A 14,760-nucleotide genomic window follows, 5' to 3' on the forward strand; every position below is an offset into this window, starting at 1 on the left:
CTATGTGTAAGGAAAACGGTCGATTTGCAGACACAATGTCGTGTAGACCGCGACCGAACTGATGGCCTCCACTGCTCGCTCCAATTCACTCCTGCGTTTGAAACAAAGGCTCTCATGTCAGTTGGGCATAGGCTCGTCCGCATGACGCATATCGTCGACCACACTTCAAGCCCACCGAGAGGGGAGAAAGGGCTCTGCCCTCTCTCCCCCACAAGCAGAAAGCCGGCTTTCCCCATGCTTCGGCCTACGGCCTGCAGCACCGGCCGGAATCCGCTACGCGGACTCCGGCCCGCCCTTCGGGTGGGCGATCCCCCTTCCGGTTTTCAGCTTGTCCCCCGTTCTCCCGGTCCTCGCCGGACAGGCAGGGGCAGGACGAGGCCTGCCCTGCCTTCCACTGGAGGGGAACGAAGGGTGGCCGCTTGAAAAGGAGCTGATGCGGCAATGGTTGAAGCGAGGATTGAGGGGGCCGGGCTGAGCCTGGCAGAAATTACCGAGCGGCATATGGCGGCGCAAAAGGCGGCGGCTGATGTCGTGCGTGAGTGGGGCGATCGACTGTACCCCTCCGGTGAGGCCTCACCGGAGGGGTACGATCGACTTGCTGCCGGCGACGTCAGTAGCGTCGCCTATGCGAGCGCACTGTTGGCCGTGGTGACGGAAGAGGCTACGTCCCGTCGCATTGTCATGGAGTATCGCCCGCTCGATTATCAGGAGTCGATCCGCAAACTGGTCTATATCTCGGCGTTCTTGATCGCTGCAGAGGTCCGGCTCGAGGAAAGCGAAATGGCGATGGTAATGGAAGCGGCGGCGCCATTCGGGTGATGCCATAGCGATGACGCGCGTTGAAGAGAGCCCGCGATTGACGCGGGCTTTTTGCAACCGAGGTGGGCACGCTGCGGCCAATGTGCTATTGTTCGCTTGTCGGAGGCAGCATGACTGAGTTGATCCTCACGGGAACAATCGGCGGACTCCTTGGTACCGGGCTGGCGCTGATCGGTGTTCGGCAGGTAAGGATTATCGACTGCCTCGTCGCGTTCGGCATGTTGCTTCTGGGGCTGACGTGGCTTGTGGGCGTGAACTGACCGACCAACGCCAAACTCATGCTCGCCGGGCCGACTTGTCAGCAGACGACAGAAACCGCTCAACGGCCGCGCCTTAGTAACCGCTTCAAGCTCAAACCGGCCAACAAAATGTAAGGCGGCATGGCGAGCGAATAGTGACCACAGTTTAATTCCAAAATATTTGGCCTAGCCCCGGCGTCCTTAAGCCTCTGGATGAACCTCTCCGATAGCTCTGGCAACACCACTTTGTCTCTCTTAGCCAACACAACCTGAAGATCGAGATCAGGCCGTGCCAAACTATGCGCGTAATTCTCCAAGTTAAGTGGACCCCAGGCCCTTCTGAGATCGGTCAGCTCAATCTCCGGCTCAAGGCTATCGTGTATCGATCGTGTCGCGCGGCCCGTCCAAACCATATCCGCTAGACTCCCCGCCGTCAGAAACAACGAGGCTTTTGACACAGCCAAGTCGTGTGCCGCGACTATGGCCGCAACCCAGGAACCTAAGCTCATTCCGAGAACCGAAATCTCTCGATAGCCTTCGCTTTTCAACCAACGTATGAGTTTTCGCCCATCCAACACTGCCTGCCTTACAGATTGGATCGTTCGACCGAGATTAGGGCTAAGCATATAGTCGGCGTGCACGGAGCCGGGACGGCTGCGTTCGAAGTGATAAGGCATAGCAATCTCGACAACCGTGATGCCACGCTGCGAGAAAAAGTTGGCAATCTGACGATTCCGGGCGCTTGCATTCCAATGGTGAAAAATCACCATTGCCTGATCGAACGACCCGCTTTCTGTGATTTTCGCCGAGACGACATTGTTCTGTTCGATATCAGTAGAAATGTCGGATGGAAATTTGAGCCACCCATCTAGCCTTTCAAACCCCTGATCACTCACACTCGGCTCATCGAAAAAGGCTGGATCAGCCACGGCTTGGTCCGCAAGGGCACAGAATTCCTCGATACTTGTTATCTTCTTCGCACCTGGAAAGGCGCGTTCCGCGTCAAGGACGAAATCCGTTGGCTTCTTCCCTTCCTCTCCGCGAAGGGCCCGGCGTTCGTCCCAACGATCGAGCCAACTATGAAACACTCTGATTGTCTCCTAACTCGCTCGCTCGCCATCGCCCCAACCCTGGATCAAACAGGCCGTAAATCGCGAGCAGCACTCCAATGCCCAGAAGGATCGAAAAGCCAGCAAATGCATCGATCAGCAAATAGCCAGCGACGAGTAACGCTACGACCGCCGACATCCTCCACAAAGGCATACAAAACCGACGTTCGACACCTAAACGTATGGAGCCGTACAGAAATACAACACAGGTCGAAATAGCGATAAGAAGGCTGCTATAATGCGTCGGCATACGATAGCGGAACCCGGTGCTCACATCATCGCGACCTTGGAACATCGAAGACATATCGCCGACTAACCACGCCACAATATTCTCTCCACTGGATGCCAGATAAGAGCTTTGGACCTTCATCCATATGGCGACCAGAACACCCAAAACAGTACACCGAAAAACTCCACGCATCACCCTAAGGCTGGCTTCATTGAGCTCGCGTTCATAATCCAGCTCCCGCCGATTACTCGCTGCTTCTCCAATTCTCCAAAGATCATGGACCACCGTATGAAGCAAAATGAGACCAACGAAGAACAGATAAAACACCAGGCACATGTATAGGTAAGCGAGCCCCGTAAAAACGACTGTTTCGGGGACAGATATGACCTCAGGACGCACAAGAGCTATTTTCCCCCAATCCATGGCATAGTTGCCACCGCCTTTCATCAACGGGATCAAGGACACGCCGATCCATTGAAAAAGACCCGCGAACAGCAAGCAAATCAAAAAAACCGACCAATATGTGTACGAGGAAGCGTCAACGTTGCGCAACCAGGCGTCGTCGCTTTCCACCTGATCGCCCTGCGCTGCGAGCTTTCTGCGCCCCTCACTTTTCCAGAAGACCAGCAACTCTATAGCGAAAAAGAAAAACAGCGGTAAGAACACCATAAAGTCGAGTGTCCAATTTGCGGCCCAAAGGAATCCAACCTGCTTAACGAGCCCGTCCGCTCGCTCGTAGGTGACGTTGTGGATACCAATGATGTACGACAGAAAGCCGAGGGCGGTCATGCCGGCAAACACCGACGCCGGTAAATTCAGGGGAGATCCGTGACTAAAAAACGCTTCCGATTTCCTCGCCAAACTAAAACGCCGCCTCGGCCCCTTGGCGTCAGTATCCCGTTTTAGCTCTGCCGGAGACGCTGTGTCGTCATCGAAGGTCGCAGCCAGTGCCGTATCTGGAATCTCCTGTGCAACGCTGCTTCCGGCTCTCTTCCATTCTCGTCTCTTGGCCGATAACCGCGATTGCGCCGCACTAAGCTCCATCTGCCATTCGCTGGTTGCCACCGGATCATCGCACCCAAAAACCCTCGCCAGCCAACGAATATTGGCAGTGCTAATTCCCTTCTCGTTCTCTTGAAACCAAAGCTGCACCGTTCGCAGATCGACCCCAATCCGGTTGGAATCGATCTGTGAAATCGCCTCTGCGAGAAGCTCGGGCGTCCATGGGCCTGCAGGAAACCCGTCCTTGCCCAATGGCCTACCAGCACCCGCCGCGGCCAACCGCTTGAATATTTCTTTGAAATCACTTTCGTCTCCCGGCGGAGGGAGAAATATTTTTTCATTCTTGATCAATGGCTTACAGGCGCTGCTTTCGTTTCGTTTCGTTGGCCTTCGTATCCTATCGTGCTCTCGTCCTTGATCAACGTTTTTATCAACTCGATTGGCCGGGGTGACAGGGGCGGAGTGTGCCCGCATGAGGAATGAAGCCATGCTGAGCCTAGGAAAATCTTCAAATGACCCATCCGGAGACAACCATTTCACTCGGCAGAATCGCACGGCGATTAATGCTGAGGCGCGGCTCGGCACCCTGGCCGACATAACCGAACGACATGTCGCAGCTCAAAGAGCAGCCAAAGCGTTGCGAGAGGCTGAGAAGGGGCCCGGGGCTGGCGACGTGATCGCGTTGGACGAGGCCGCGGCGCGGCGCGACGTGATTGCGTATCAGCCCGCCGATCACCGGGAATCCATCGGGAAGCTGGTATACATCGCGGCATATTTGATCGCGAGGCGGGAGCGTCTCGAGGAAAGGGAAATGGCGACGGTTATGGAGATGGCGGCGCCTGTTGGGTGAGGTGATCAGCCATCATGGGGGTGAAAAAGCCCGCTGAAAAGCGGCTTCTTCATGCCACAGGTGCTTGCGGGTCAAAGTCGATCTGCTCTTCCGTGGATCAACCTGATCGCACCGGCTTGCACGGCACCGGTCAAGCATCCCCAAATCAAAGCGGCGATGAAGTTCCAGCCGAAAAGCAGGGCAATGACGAGGCCGATCAGACCTGTCGCACAGACTGTGGCGTAGTCGAGCAGTTCGTCTTCCATTTTCAGCAACATCTGTTTTCGTCGGTCTCGCCGTTTGAGAACGGCGGCGGAGGCCGGCTAGTTGATGGTGGCGATCCATTCTCCGGACGCGCCTTTGGCAAACCCGACGACGCGATCCAGGGGCCGTGCCTGTGGTGACATCTTGATTGATGTCATGCACGAAACGCCGGGGCCGTTATGGTTTTTGTCGCACTGGCCAAGGCTAAGCGAGATCTGCGGCATGTCGTTGCGATCCCAGACCAACGGTGAGCTGGATTGCGCGTTCTGATAGGCGGCCAGGGCCTCACCCTCTGAGGGTTTGTCCACGACTGGCAAAGGACACAGTGAGGGATCAGCGGTTATCGCCGCCGTGAGGTCTGCCTTGGTGATGGTCGTTGCCTCGACAGCCGGGTGTGGAATTACCAGCCAGGTTCCGCCGGCGCCGACCGCAAGGCCGACGCTGGCTGTTATGGCGAGTAGGAGGGCATTGTTCATCGCTCTGCCCATTAGAGGTTCAGATTGAACCAGTGCCGTTGCTTGACGCCCTGATCATTCGGAATATCGAAGTACCAGGAATCAGCGCGCCTCGACCGCTGCGAGGAAATCTCCTTGATGCAAGAGTTTTCTCCGTCACGGGCACGGCGATTCAAGATCACGCCGGCTTGATTGGTGGGCCCCTTTAGACCGGGGTGCGTTTGACAGGTGTTGAGGGTCTTGACGCAACGATCCGGCACGCTGCGATTGCCGTCCCGGCCATATTGGCTATAGCCGATCTTGGTCCCTTCGGGGCAATCGGCATATTCCTCACGACCCGGTGCACCGGCCCTTGCTTCGTCGCAGATGGGCCACGAGAAGCCAGGCTTCGACATCGCAGCAATAAGTTTGATCATCGGCGGGACGCAGTATTCCACGCCATGCCAGGAAGGGTTTTGCGAGGCTGCGCATAGCAAAACTTGGCAGCCCCAGGATGCGTCTTGTGCCTTGGCCGCTGTGGCTGGAAGGAGCGCGGCGCCGGCGATGCCGGCGGCATAAATCAGGTGTCTCATGTCAGGCGGTCCTCTGATTATAGCGGGCGTCGCCCAGGCGACAGACGGTGTGTCGTTGGGTGGAGTGCTTCGCTTCGAAGCGTCTGCCATGTAGACGAAGTCCGGCAGCTATCGGTCTGTCCTCAACGGTCGCTTGCGGGCATCGGCAAAAGGCGGGGATATTTCACTCTCGCGTTCGGCAAGCAGATTGAAATCAGCGATCGGCCGGCGATCTGGCGTCTTGTCGACCGCCTTGCGGCGCCATTCATTCATGTCGAGCACGTAGGTTGCCCACATGCCGTAGCGCGCGGCCATGGCGTAACGCTGATAGGCGGCATATTGGCCATTGACGAGATAGGGCGAGGCAACTCGCGCCCAGCCAACACGAAGCATTTCCAGGGCAAGATCTCGAGCGCCGGTGGTGCAACGCGCGATCGCCGTACCGTCGACTCTGTAGGAGACGACGTTGCAGGTCACCGACTTGTTGCCGACCGTCCGTTTAAGCCATGCCTTGGCAAATGGTCCGCACGGAACGGGTGGAGGAGCCTTCACGCGCTCACGGTCTTCCCACTTGGGATCAAGTACCCATTGCGACAGCTCGCAAGCGTCGATGTCGGCCAATTGGACGCTCTGTGCGTACTGAGGGTACCAGAGCGTCCGCCCGTCCATGACCGCGACCCGCCCCCTTAGAACAGGATGCACCCGGGTCACCTGGGCGGCGAATGGTCCTACGGCTGGCCGGTAGACCTTGCGGACAGGCTCATTCCTGATGACATCCGCCGCTTCGACGGCCTCAGCGGTGAGGGCAAGCATTGCTGCCGACAAGAGGAGTTGGGCTTTCATTGCTTCGCCTCCTTCTTGGCGCGCTCGTTGGCTGTCTTGGCCAACAGGACTGCCGGGTGCACAACATCCGGGAACTGCCAGAGACCGGCCTTGCGTTCGCGGGCGTCCAGCTCGGCCACGGAGTACGGCGGATGAAGTGGCATGCCCTGATCATCGAGCGAAGCGAAGGCGTAGCCGCTCGAAATCATCATGGTGGCGAGGTCGAGGCGATCCTTGCCAACGGTGGCATAGCAAATGACGTAGGTTAGGTCCGCGGTCTTGGCGACCGGCGCGCAAACCGGCTCGGTGTCCTTGATATAGGCAGCAAACATTGCCAGGGACGCATCGCCACAATCGCGCTTTTGCCCCTTCAAGTCGGTGTAGTTGGTGCCGCGAAGGCAGGATTGAACCCCAAACAGGCGATAGCGCTGCCCCTCTGCAACCCAGGTGTCGCCGGTTTCCAGTGTTATGCCCGGCTCCAGGTCAAAATAGCCGTCAGGCGCACTAAGCGCCGTTGCAACACTGGCCACGGTGAGCGTAAGGGCGAGTGAACACCTCATTGGGCCTTCACTCGCGGATCGGCCCACATGCCGTAGGACCCTGCTTTGCCGACATCTTCGGCCTGCGCGAGGTCCGGCCGGTCATAGGAGCCATCGGGCTTTTTTGTCAGGCGCAACGCGCCAAGGGACAAAAGCTGCTCCTCGAACATATCAACGGAATCGAGGCTGCCGGGATAATTGTAGTAGCCATAGCAGGTGGCATTCTGCGTCGGTGACGACTGCTCGCTGACGAAGGCCCGGCAGAAGATGACCTTCGGGCTTTTCAGCATGATTTGCAGCTGCTGTTGCGCGAAGTCGGCGCAAGTGCCGGCAAAGCCTTCCTTCCGGTTGACCACTTCACCTTGGCACGGCTGGAGGCCGTAAAGGTGAAGATTGGTCTTGCCATCGACCCGGAAATCCGTGGGCGATACCGCCACATATCCGGATGCTGACGCGTAGCCCTTGCGGTCCACGGCTTTGCCGCTGCCGTCGTAGTATTCGACGACCAGCACCGTCTTGCCCGGTGCCGCCAGCGACTTGATGTAGTCCTTGTTGACGTTGTCCACCGACCAGGCCGGCGTTGCGATAACGCAACCTGCGAATGCAGCAAGGATGGTCCGTTTCATTTCCAGCCCTTTACCATATTGGTTCATGCCGAATCCCACTTTTGGGGTTTAAGTGTGGCGCGAAAACTTGTATCGCTACACCAAATCGGTTCATACAACGGCGAACTTAATCGGTTTTCACCACAATCTCAACACCGCAAATGGGGCGGGTCGCGATGACAAAAAAGGCTGGAACGAGCAGCATTGCAGGCAGCAGGGCTCTGATTTGCTCGACCCTGCTGAATGTGCTCGCGACTGGCGCCGCAACGGCCCAGGAAGCGCAGAAATCCGCTAATTTTGTGAATATTTTCGCGCAAACTGAAAGCGTCAATGACGCTGCGATCAGTAGAATTTTCGATTCTAGATGGAGCCTGAGCGGCGATCATTACGTCGTCACCGAGAACGGCGTTGTCACGCCGGAGAAGACAGCCAAAAAGGGCCGCCAGGCAGACACCCATATTGGTACACTGAAGCGGGCCTACACGACGGAAGACGACACTCCGGAAAATACCATTGTGGGTAAGATACCGACAGGACAGATTACCCAAAATGGCTTAGAAAACCCGGCTCAAGACAGCACGGCAGGCGTGCAGGCTTGCGGTCCGTCACCGCTAAGCCCTTCGGAAATCAAGAAATTAGTTGTCGATGCGGCGCGGCGTCACAAGGTCGACGAGGTTTTCGCCACGGCGATTGCCTGGGCGGAGAGCGGCTTCGACCAAACTCGCAATTCGGACAAGGGCGCGCGCGGCCCCATGCAGCTCATGCCTGCCATCGCCGAACGGTTCCAGGTCGAGGACATCTGCGATCCGCAGCAGAACATAGAAGGCGGCATGAAGTACCTGCGGGTCCTGCTCGACGAGTTCCAAAATCCTCTGCTTGTCGCCGCTGCCTACAACAGCGGCGAGCAACGCATCTACGCGTACGGCGGCATCCCGCCGTTCCGGGAGACCGTCGGCTACGTCGCCAAGGTGGTCAATTACCAGCTCGGTTTGCCCATGCCGGCGGCGAGGGCAAAGCCCAATGCATCCGGGACCACTACAATCGCAGGCGGTGGTGAAGACGGCGACGTCGGTGTCATCGCCGTGAAGAAGACCGGCAAGTTTGTCGGTGGAGTGATGCACTTTTGAAGGAGAGAACGCATGAAGTGCAATGCAATTGAGGGACCGAGGGTCGGTGCATGGAGGCTGGCAGCCGTTCTTGGATTGGCTGCGGCCGTGCACATGGCCGGCGTCGATCTAGCCTTGGCGCAAAGTGGTGGTGGCGGCGGCGCTTTCGCGCCACTGCAGACGGCCGTTCAAATGATCGTGGATTTCATCACCGGTCCGTTCGGCCGGCTGCTAGCGATCATTGCGGTGATCGGCCTTGGTTTTCTCGCCTTCGCCGGTCGGCTGTCGTGGTTCACGGCAGGCGCCGTCATCGTCGGCATTGGCCTGGTCTTCGGCGCGCCAACCATCGTCGATGAAATGATTGCCGCTGTCGGCAAATAGCGATGGCTGAGTTCGAGGACGAAAAGCCCGCCCTGACGCCGCTGGTGATCGGCCTGACCCGTTCACCGACGCTGTGGGGCGTGCCGTACATGGCCGTCGTTATCGTCGTCGGCTGTACGATCATAGGGTGGCTGGGCTCCAACTCCCTGTGGGCACTGCTGACCGCACCAATCGCCTACCTCGTCCTTTTCACGCTGTGCACCTGGGACAGCAAGATCCTCGACGTAATGCAGGTTGCGTCGCGCAAGACGCCCCGCACGCGCAACAAGAGCTTTTGGGGCGCCAATTCATACGGACCATAGCCGATGCTGAAAGTCGTCACAGATGAGCTTGGGTTTGGCAAGGCCGCTCAAAACGAGCGGCCTATGTCGACTCATATCCCGTATTTGCGCCATGTCTCCGATACGGTGATCGGCTTGGAAAATGGTGCCTTGATCAGCGTCATCAAGCTCGATGGCCTGTTCTTCCAGACTGAGAATCAGGCCACGCTAAACATGCGCTCCGTCGTGCAGAACACGATGATCCGTGCGCTCGGTTCCAGCCGGTTTTCGCTGTGGTCGACGGTCATTCGCCGCGCGGTTGAGACCGAGATCGGAGGCGCTTTTGATGATCCGTTCTGCGACCTGCTCAACAAGCGTTACATGGAACAGTTGCGCCACAAGCGCATGTTCACGAACGAGATCTACCTGACCATCGTCAGGTCAGGCATGAGGGGTGCGCTCGGCATCGGTGACACCCTTAAGCGGATACTCAACAACGCCAGCCGCGACGGCCGCTCTCAGCAGTCACGCGAGGACGTGACGGAACTGGAGGAGCTGGTCACCAACATCACGCGCGAGCTCGAGAAATACGGCGCGCGGGCGCTCGGCATCGTCCGCCGCGACGGCGAGCCATATTCCGAACCCTGCGAGTTCTTCAACACAATCCTGACCTGCGGCGTGCCACGTAAGATGCGGCTCCCGCGCATGGGCATCAGCAACTACGTCGGCACGTCTCGCCTACATTTCAGCAAGCGGACCATGCAGGCACAAGCCGCTGTCGACGAGGACAGCCGTTTCGGCGCGCTTCTGTCGGTAAAGGAATATCCCCCCTTCACGGGGCCGGGGATGCTCGACGGCCTTTTGCAAGTCAATCACGAGTTCATTCTGACGCAATCGTTCACGATCGCGGACAAGCCCATTGCTCAAGAGCGAATTACGCGCCTGCAGCGTCAAATCCAGGCCTCGGATGAAGCGGGTAGCTCGGTCGAACACGACATCGATTTCGCAGTTAACAGTCTGATGAACCAGGAAGCCGTTTTCGGCTTCCATCATCTGACACTGTTGTGCCTGTCGCGCGATCTGGAGGGCGTGAGCAAGGCGGTCTCCGAGCTTGGGGCATGCCTCACCGACATGAACATCAACTGGCTGCGCGAGGATATGAACCTCGAAGCAGCCTTTTGGGCGCAATTGCCGGGAAATCACAGTTACATCGCCCGCAAGGCGTTGCTGTCGAGCGGCAATTTCGCCGGTTTGTCGTCGATGCACAATTTCGCGACCGGGCAGTCCGACGGCGCGCATTGGGGCCTGCCGATCACGATCCTCGAAACGACGTCGCAAACGCCGTACTGGTTCAACTTTCACCAACGCGACATTGGCCACTTCCTCGTCACTGGTCCAACCGGCTCGGGCAAAACCGTCGGCCTGACGTTCTTGCTTGCCCAGGCGATGCGTATCAAGCCCGCACCCAAGGCAGTTTTCTTTGACAAAGATCGCGGTGCGGAGATCTTCATTCGGGCGGTTGGCGGCACCTACGAGGTACTGTCCCCGGAAACGCCCACCGGCTTCAACCCTCTGCAGCTCGAGAACACCGGACCGAACCGGGAATTTCTCCTGCGGTTGCTAAAGGCAATGCTTCGCGCCAACGATCGTCGCGACTTTAGCCAGGAAGACGAAGATACACTCGAAAAGGCCTTGGCTCGGCTCATGCAAGAGCCCGCGGCTGAGCGCAACTTGGTGAACCTGTCGACCCTGCTCGTCGGTCGCTCTCGCGCAGACGCCAACGACCTCCATGCACGACTGCGGCCATGGATCGACGGCGAAAAGGCATGGCTGTTCAACGCTCAGCACGACGTTCTGTCATTCTCAGGGCATCGTGTCTTTGGCTTCGACATGACCAATATCCTCGCAAATGAGGAGTTGCGCACACCGGCGCTGATGTACCTCTACCATCGGCTGGATGAGCTGCTGAACGGCGATCCTGTCATGTTCTTCATGGATGAAGGCTGGCAGCTGCTCCAGGACGAGACCTTCTCGGCGTTCATCGTCGACAAGATGAAGACCATCCGCAAGCTCAACGGCATTGTCGGTTTCGGAACGCAGTCGGCGGCCGACATCGCCAAGGCCCGGGCATCACACGCGCTGATCGAGCAGTCGGCAACGAACATCCACTTCCCTAATCCGCGCGCGGACGAGGAAAGCTACATCACCCGCTTTGGCCTGACGGTCAAAGAATTCAACTTCATCAAAAACACTCCGCCTGAGAAGCGCACCTTTCTCGTCAAGCACGGGAATGACTCGGTCATTGCCCGCCTCGATCTGTCGTCGATGCCCGACATGGTGAAGGTCCTGTCGGGCCGAAAGAAGACGATCGAGGAGTGCGCAGCACTTCGGGAAAAAAACGGCGACGAGCCGGAAAAGTGGCTGGCTGAATTTTGCGGATGGGAGAAGGCTCAATGAGAAATCGTCTAGCCCTTGGCTTGCTGGTGACAACACTCGCCACCCCCGTTCCGGCGATGGCGTCCGGTGTTCCCGTCATCGACGGAGCGAACCTCGGTACAAGGACGGATCGGAAGGACAAGACCGGCGAAATCGAAGAGACCGACAAGGACCGGTTTTCGATCAACAAAGGCGTGACCTGCTCCGTCTACAGGGAAGGTCGCAAGGACGATCCGGTCGCGGCCGCGCAAGCCAACCCCGAAATCGTCGGCCTGGTCAAAAGGGTCGCGGGGGAAGAAGGCGTTGACGAGAACCTGTTTATGGCTCTCGTCTACCAGGAAAGCCGTTTCAATCCATGCGCCCAATCCGGCGCCGGCGCATATGGCCTCACACAGCTGATGCCGGGGACCGCAAGCGATCTCGGGGTCAATCGCTACAATATCGAGTCCAATTTGCGTGGCGGCGCCCGCTATCTGAAACAGCAGCTCAAGCGGTTCGGCGGCAACGTGAATCTGGCACTTGCCGCCTACAATTCTGGTCACGGCAACGTCCAGAAATACGGCGGCATCCCGCCGTTCAAGGAAACACAGGGTTACGTCAAAAAGATCACGCAACAGTGGCTGCCGGCACTCGGTGGGGCGAATGGGGCGAACATCCCGATCAATTATGGCGGCGGCAGCACATCGTACACTGGCGTGCGGGATTCGACGATCAACGCCATGGCGACGTCGCAAGCCACGCAGGAGAGCGGCGCCAACGTCGCCTCATGGCTGCAGCAACTCGGCGGCCTGACCACTGGAACTATTCAGGACAGTTGGGACCACAATTCCGGTGCGGGAAACGCCAATCTCGAAATGATGAACCAGGTCATCCTGCTCGGGACGACAATGGCGGACCTGTTCAATTCAAGAAACGCGATGCAGCTGACTGAAACGTCAGGCACATCTCAGTCATCTGGATACAAAAACAAAGGCGAAATGCCGCGCGAATCCATTGGTCTGTGCGACCCGCGCGAAGGGCTCGAATGGAGCCCGGCGGACAAGGCCTGTGTCCAGAAGCGCGAGCGTGAATCCACCCTCAACCTGCAACTCAAGCTTCAATAAGGAGACCTTCTATGAAGCGCTCTATCCTCACTGCGTGCTCGGTTCTCTTTGCTTCCGCGGCATGGGCATCAGGCGTGCCGGTCATCGACGGTGCCAATCTCAAGGTGGCCAAGGAAACGGCCATGACCACCGACAAGATCCTGAACACGAACAAGGACATCCTGTCGACTGTCGAAGACACGTTGAAGGCCGTCACCGGCGATCGCGGCGGTGACGCCAACCAGATGCAGAATCTGGCTGTGGGCAGCGGTTTCAGCGTGTCCTCCATGCCGTCCTTCGACAGCATCATGTCAGGCGGTGTGCCAAACTTCGGCGGAATGGGTGGCGACATCAGCAAGATCGCGACCACCTTCATCAATGGCCTGCAGCTTGTGAAAAGCCTTTCTGGCAAGTCAAACAGCGGCTTTTCCAGCGACAAGTCCTATGAAGAGCTGATGAACACGGTCCTTGGCGTCTCGGCCCTTGTGACGGGATCGCAGCAGGCCGTGACAACGCGCCGGAGCGCCCTTGAGCAAGCTGGACAGAGCATCGGCCAGGCTCAGGACATCAAGGGGTCGATCGATCAGAACACCCAATTGCAAGTCCAGGCCGGCCTCACCATCAACGAGCTGATCGGCGTGATGAACGGTGCTGTCGGCTCCCTGCAGGCCGATAACCAGCGCCGGCTCACCGACATTTCCAACTCGAAGAAGGCATTGACCTACGGTGGCAACTAAGCCTGCTCACATAGTCAGGGCCTTGTTCGTGGTCGTGATCGCGGCCGGCGTTGCCGGCTGCGGTACGGTCAAAGAGAAAACGGCCCCCTGCAAGCGACCCGCAAATCTGACGTCCTACGCTGCCGATCCTCGCCAGGAATGCGGGCCGATGTCGTACGTCAACGGTGACCCGGCCACAGCCATGGCGGCGATAAAGGCGATGGCAACTCAGTAAGGGCGATCGGCGGCAATGGAAGATTTCTTAGGCAACCTCCTCGACCGAATTGAAGACACAGGCAGAACCTTCTCGGAAAGGGCATATGGGATTGTCGGCAGCGAAGTCACGCCGCTGCTCAATGTCCTGTTCCTCGCCTATGTCGCTTATTACGGCCTGCAGCTCTTCATGGGAACGTCCAGGGTCAGCGTTGCCGAAGTCATCGGCCGTGTCGCCCGGATGGTGATCATTCTGCTGATCGTCAGAGAATGGAGCAGTTTCGACACGCTGTTTTACAGTTGGCTGAACAACACGCCCGAGGATGTCGGGCGCGCGATCCTGACTGCCACGGGAACCGGCATCACCGAACCGACAAATGGCCTGTCGATGATCTGGAAGACCGCCAATGAAGCAGCGGCGGCGTTTGCGGAACAGTCGGGCTATTTCGCCATTCTGCCGTCGATGATCGGCTTTCTCATCATGCTTTGCGTGGCAGTGTTTATCGCCGTCGCGCTGGCGATCCTGTTGCTGGCGAAGGTGATGATGTGGGTGCTCGTCGGAACGGCCCCGATCTTCATAGCCTGCATGCTGTTCGAGCAGACGCGACGCCTTGGCGTGTCGTGGTTCCAACAGGTCCTTCTCTACGCGCTGATACCGCTGTTCATCTATGTGGTTGCCGCCTTCCTCATCGCCGCCATGGACCCCGAACTAACCAAGGTTACGAATGCGGCGAACCAACGCCGGCTGCAGCTCAGCGACGTGTCGGCTTTCCTGCTGCTGTGCTGCGCAGGCGCGTTCGTTCTTTTCCATATCCAGGTGTTGGCGCAAAGCATCGTCGGCGGCGTCTCAGCGGGCATCGGCAACGTCGCGAGGGCTGTTGCGCAATACTCCGGCATGACGGCACCAACGAAGGCACTCGACGTTGCGCGCGGCACGGCAGGCGTGGTCGGAGATGCCGGTATGCGTGCACGCGATCGTATCCAATCCGGCATGGTTGCCAACATTCGCGCGGCCAATGAGCGCGCTGCCATGCAGAACAGAATCTCCAACAACAGCATGCCTCGCTGAGGCTGCTCGCCGGCAGGCAAAGTAAGGGCTGGAT

Annotated in this window: 19 protein-coding genes; 11 read left to right on the top strand and 8 right to left on the bottom strand. The window is 58.2% G+C overall.

Annotated features, from left to right (window positions below; translation table 11 throughout):
- Positions 1-441 precede the first annotated feature (441 nt).
- Both D3227_RS26735 and D3227_RS41785 read left to right on the top strand, forming a co-directional pair.
- Positions 442-819, top strand: coding sequence for a hypothetical protein (locus D3227_RS26735; protein ID WP_120017266.1), 378 nt, complete (start codon positions 442-444; stop codon positions 817-819).
- Positions 820-929: 110 nt separating this feature from the next.
- Positions 930-1,079 carry a hypothetical protein gene (locus tag D3227_RS41785; RefSeq protein WP_167480865.1) on the top strand — a complete coding sequence of 50 codons (150 nt, stop codon included), beginning with the start codon at positions 930-932 and terminating at the stop codon, positions 1,077-1,079.
- A gap of 59 nt (positions 1,080-1,138) precedes the next feature.
- Here D3227_RS41785 and D3227_RS26740 read toward each other — a convergent pair whose 3' ends face one another.
- Both D3227_RS26740 and D3227_RS26745 read right to left on the bottom strand, forming a co-directional pair.
- Complete coding sequence (locus D3227_RS26740) at positions 1,139-2,146, bottom strand: RcgR family putative quorum lactone hydrolase (protein WP_120017267.1); 1,008 nt, start codon at positions 2,144-2,146, stop codon at positions 1,139-1,141.
- Positions 2,136-3,749: an RcgA family putative transporter gene (locus D3227_RS26745; RefSeq protein WP_120017301.1), complete on the bottom strand. Its 1,614-nt coding sequence runs from the start codon at positions 3,747-3,749 to the stop codon at positions 2,136-2,138. The genes D3227_RS26740 and D3227_RS26745 overlap by 11 nt, the downstream gene beginning before the upstream one ends.
- A gap of 121 nt (positions 3,750-3,870) precedes the next feature.
- Between D3227_RS26745 and D3227_RS26750 the strand changes: the two genes are divergently transcribed.
- A complete protein-coding gene (locus D3227_RS26750) occupies positions 3,871-4,248 on the top strand; it encodes a hypothetical protein (protein ID WP_120017268.1) in 378 nt (125 codons plus the stop codon).
- Positions 4,249-4,319: 71 nt separating this feature from the next.
- Here the strand turns inward: D3227_RS26750 and D3227_RS26755 are convergent, their stop codons facing one another.
- From D3227_RS26755 to D3227_RS26780, 6 genes are all read right to left on the bottom strand, one after another.
- On the bottom strand, positions 4,320-4,505 hold the full coding sequence (locus D3227_RS26755; RefSeq protein ID WP_120017269.1) for a hypothetical protein: 186 nt from the start codon (positions 4,503-4,505) through the stop codon (positions 4,320-4,322).
- 45 nt (positions 4,506-4,550) lie between these two features.
- A complete protein-coding gene (locus D3227_RS26760) occupies positions 4,551-4,967 on the bottom strand; it encodes a hypothetical protein (RefSeq protein WP_120017302.1) in 417 nt (138 codons plus the stop codon).
- Positions 4,968-4,978: 11 nt separating this feature from the next.
- Positions 4,979-5,518 carry a hypothetical protein gene (locus tag D3227_RS26765; protein WP_120017270.1) on the bottom strand — a complete coding sequence of 180 codons (540 nt, stop codon included), beginning with the start codon at positions 5,516-5,518 and terminating at the stop codon, positions 4,979-4,981.
- A gap of 108 nt (positions 5,519-5,626) precedes the next feature.
- The gene (locus D3227_RS26770) at positions 5,627-6,166 is read right to left on the bottom strand and encodes a thermonuclease family protein (protein WP_425374554.1); all 540 of its coding nucleotides are present in this window, start codon (positions 6,164-6,166) and stop codon (positions 5,627-5,629) included.
- A gap of 170 nt (positions 6,167-6,336) precedes the next feature.
- Entirely contained in the window at positions 6,337-6,879 is a 543-nt protein-coding gene (locus tag D3227_RS26775; RefSeq protein WP_120017272.1) for a thermonuclease family protein, read from the bottom strand.
- Positions 6,876-7,484, bottom strand: coding sequence for a hypothetical protein (locus tag D3227_RS26780; RefSeq protein ID WP_120017303.1), 609 nt, complete (start codon positions 7,482-7,484; stop codon positions 6,876-6,878). The genes D3227_RS26775 and D3227_RS26780 overlap by 4 nt, the downstream gene beginning before the upstream one ends.
- Positions 7,485-7,639: 155 nt before the next feature.
- On the opposite strand from D3227_RS26780, the gene D3227_RS26785 reads away from it, so the two are divergent.
- From D3227_RS26785 to D3227_RS26820, 8 genes are read left to right on the top strand one after another with little or no spacing between them, the layout of a single operon-like run.
- On the top strand, positions 7,640-8,590 hold the full coding sequence (locus D3227_RS26785; RefSeq protein ID WP_120017304.1) for a lytic transglycosylase domain-containing protein: 951 nt from the start codon (positions 7,640-7,642) through the stop codon (positions 8,588-8,590).
- A gap of 12 nt (positions 8,591-8,602) precedes the next feature.
- Positions 8,603-8,950 carry a TrbC/VirB2 family type IV secretion system protein gene (locus D3227_RS26790; RefSeq protein ID WP_120017273.1) on the top strand — a complete coding sequence of 116 codons (348 nt, stop codon included), beginning with the start codon at positions 8,603-8,605 and terminating at the stop codon, positions 8,948-8,950.
- 2 nt (positions 8,951-8,952) lie between these two features.
- Positions 8,953-9,252: a VirB3 family type IV secretion system protein gene (locus tag D3227_RS26795; protein WP_120017274.1), complete on the top strand. Its 300-nt coding sequence runs from the start codon at positions 8,953-8,955 to the stop codon at positions 9,250-9,252.
- 3 nt (positions 9,253-9,255) lie between these two features.
- The gene (locus D3227_RS26800; RefSeq protein ID WP_120017275.1) at positions 9,256-11,667 is read left to right on the top strand and encodes a VirB4 family type IV secretion/conjugal transfer ATPase; all 2,412 of its coding nucleotides are present in this window, start codon (positions 9,256-9,258) and stop codon (positions 11,665-11,667) included.
- A gap of 56 nt (positions 11,668-11,723) precedes the next feature.
- A complete protein-coding gene (locus tag D3227_RS26805; RefSeq protein WP_245451895.1) occupies positions 11,724-12,749 on the top strand; it encodes a lytic transglycosylase domain-containing protein in 1,026 nt (341 codons plus the stop codon).
- Positions 12,750-12,760: 11 nt separating this feature from the next.
- Positions 12,761-13,465 carry a type IV secretion system protein gene (locus D3227_RS26810; RefSeq protein ID WP_120017277.1) on the top strand — a complete coding sequence of 235 codons (705 nt, stop codon included), beginning with the start codon at positions 12,761-12,763 and terminating at the stop codon, positions 13,463-13,465.
- A complete protein-coding gene (locus D3227_RS42940; protein WP_425374551.1) occupies positions 13,455-13,679 on the top strand; it encodes a hypothetical protein in 225 nt (74 codons plus the stop codon). Before D3227_RS26810 ends, D3227_RS42940 begins: the two co-directional genes overlap by 11 nt.
- A 15-nt stretch (positions 13,680-13,694) precedes the next feature.
- The gene (locus D3227_RS26820; RefSeq protein ID WP_120017278.1) at positions 13,695-14,726 is read left to right on the top strand and encodes a TrbL/VirB6 family protein; all 1,032 of its coding nucleotides are present in this window, start codon (positions 13,695-13,697) and stop codon (positions 14,724-14,726) included.
- Positions 14,727-14,760 lie beyond the last annotated feature (34 nt).

Origin of the sequence: Mesorhizobium waimense, from assembly GCF_003601975.1 — a bacterium.
Taxonomy (GTDB): domain Bacteria; phylum Pseudomonadota; class Alphaproteobacteria; order Rhizobiales; family Rhizobiaceae; genus Mesorhizobium; species Mesorhizobium waimense.

Coding starts and splice junctions, on each gene's coding strand:
- D3227_RS26735 (WP_120017266.1), top strand. CDS start 442: ATGGTTGAAGCGAGGATTGAGGGGGCCGGGCTGAGCCTGGCAGAAATT.
- D3227_RS41785 (WP_167480865.1), top strand. CDS start 930: ATGACTGAGTTGATCCTCACGGGAACAATCGGCGGACTCCTTGGTACC.
- D3227_RS26750 (WP_120017268.1), top strand. CDS start 3,871: ATGAGGAATGAAGCCATGCTGAGCCTAGGAAAATCTTCAAATGACCCA.
- D3227_RS26755 (WP_120017269.1), bottom strand. CDS start 4,505: ATGTTGCTGAAAATGGAAGACGAACTGCTCGACTACGCCACAGTCTGT.
- D3227_RS26760 (WP_120017302.1), bottom strand. CDS start 4,967: ATGAACAATGCCCTCCTACTCGCCATAACAGCCAGCGTCGGCCTTGCG.
- D3227_RS26765 (WP_120017270.1), bottom strand. CDS start 5,518: ATGAGACACCTGATTTATGCCGCCGGCATCGCCGGCGCCGCGCTCCTT.
- D3227_RS26770 (WP_425374554.1), bottom strand. CDS start 6,166: ATGGACGGGCGGACGCTCTGGTACCCTCAGTACGCACAGAGCGTCCAA.
- D3227_RS26775 (WP_120017272.1), bottom strand. CDS start 6,879: ATGAGGTGTTCACTCGCCCTTACGCTCACCGTGGCCAGTGTTGCAACG.
- D3227_RS26780 (WP_120017303.1), bottom strand. CDS start 7,484: ATGAAACGGACCATCCTTGCTGCATTCGCAGGTTGCGTTATCGCAACG.
- D3227_RS26785 (WP_120017304.1), top strand. CDS start 7,640: ATGACAAAAAAGGCTGGAACGAGCAGCATTGCAGGCAGCAGGGCTCTG.
- D3227_RS26790 (WP_120017273.1), top strand. CDS start 8,603: ATGAAGTGCAATGCAATTGAGGGACCGAGGGTCGGTGCATGGAGGCTG.
- D3227_RS26795 (WP_120017274.1), top strand. CDS start 8,953: ATGGCTGAGTTCGAGGACGAAAAGCCCGCCCTGACGCCGCTGGTGATC.
- D3227_RS26800 (WP_120017275.1), top strand. CDS start 9,256: ATGCTGAAAGTCGTCACAGATGAGCTTGGGTTTGGCAAGGCCGCTCAA.
- D3227_RS26805 (WP_245451895.1), top strand. CDS start 11,724: ATGGCGTCCGGTGTTCCCGTCATCGACGGAGCGAACCTCGGTACAAGG.
- D3227_RS26810 (WP_120017277.1), top strand. CDS start 12,761: ATGAAGCGCTCTATCCTCACTGCGTGCTCGGTTCTCTTTGCTTCCGCG.
- D3227_RS26820 (WP_120017278.1), top strand. CDS start 13,695: ATGGAAGATTTCTTAGGCAACCTCCTCGACCGAATTGAAGACACAGGC.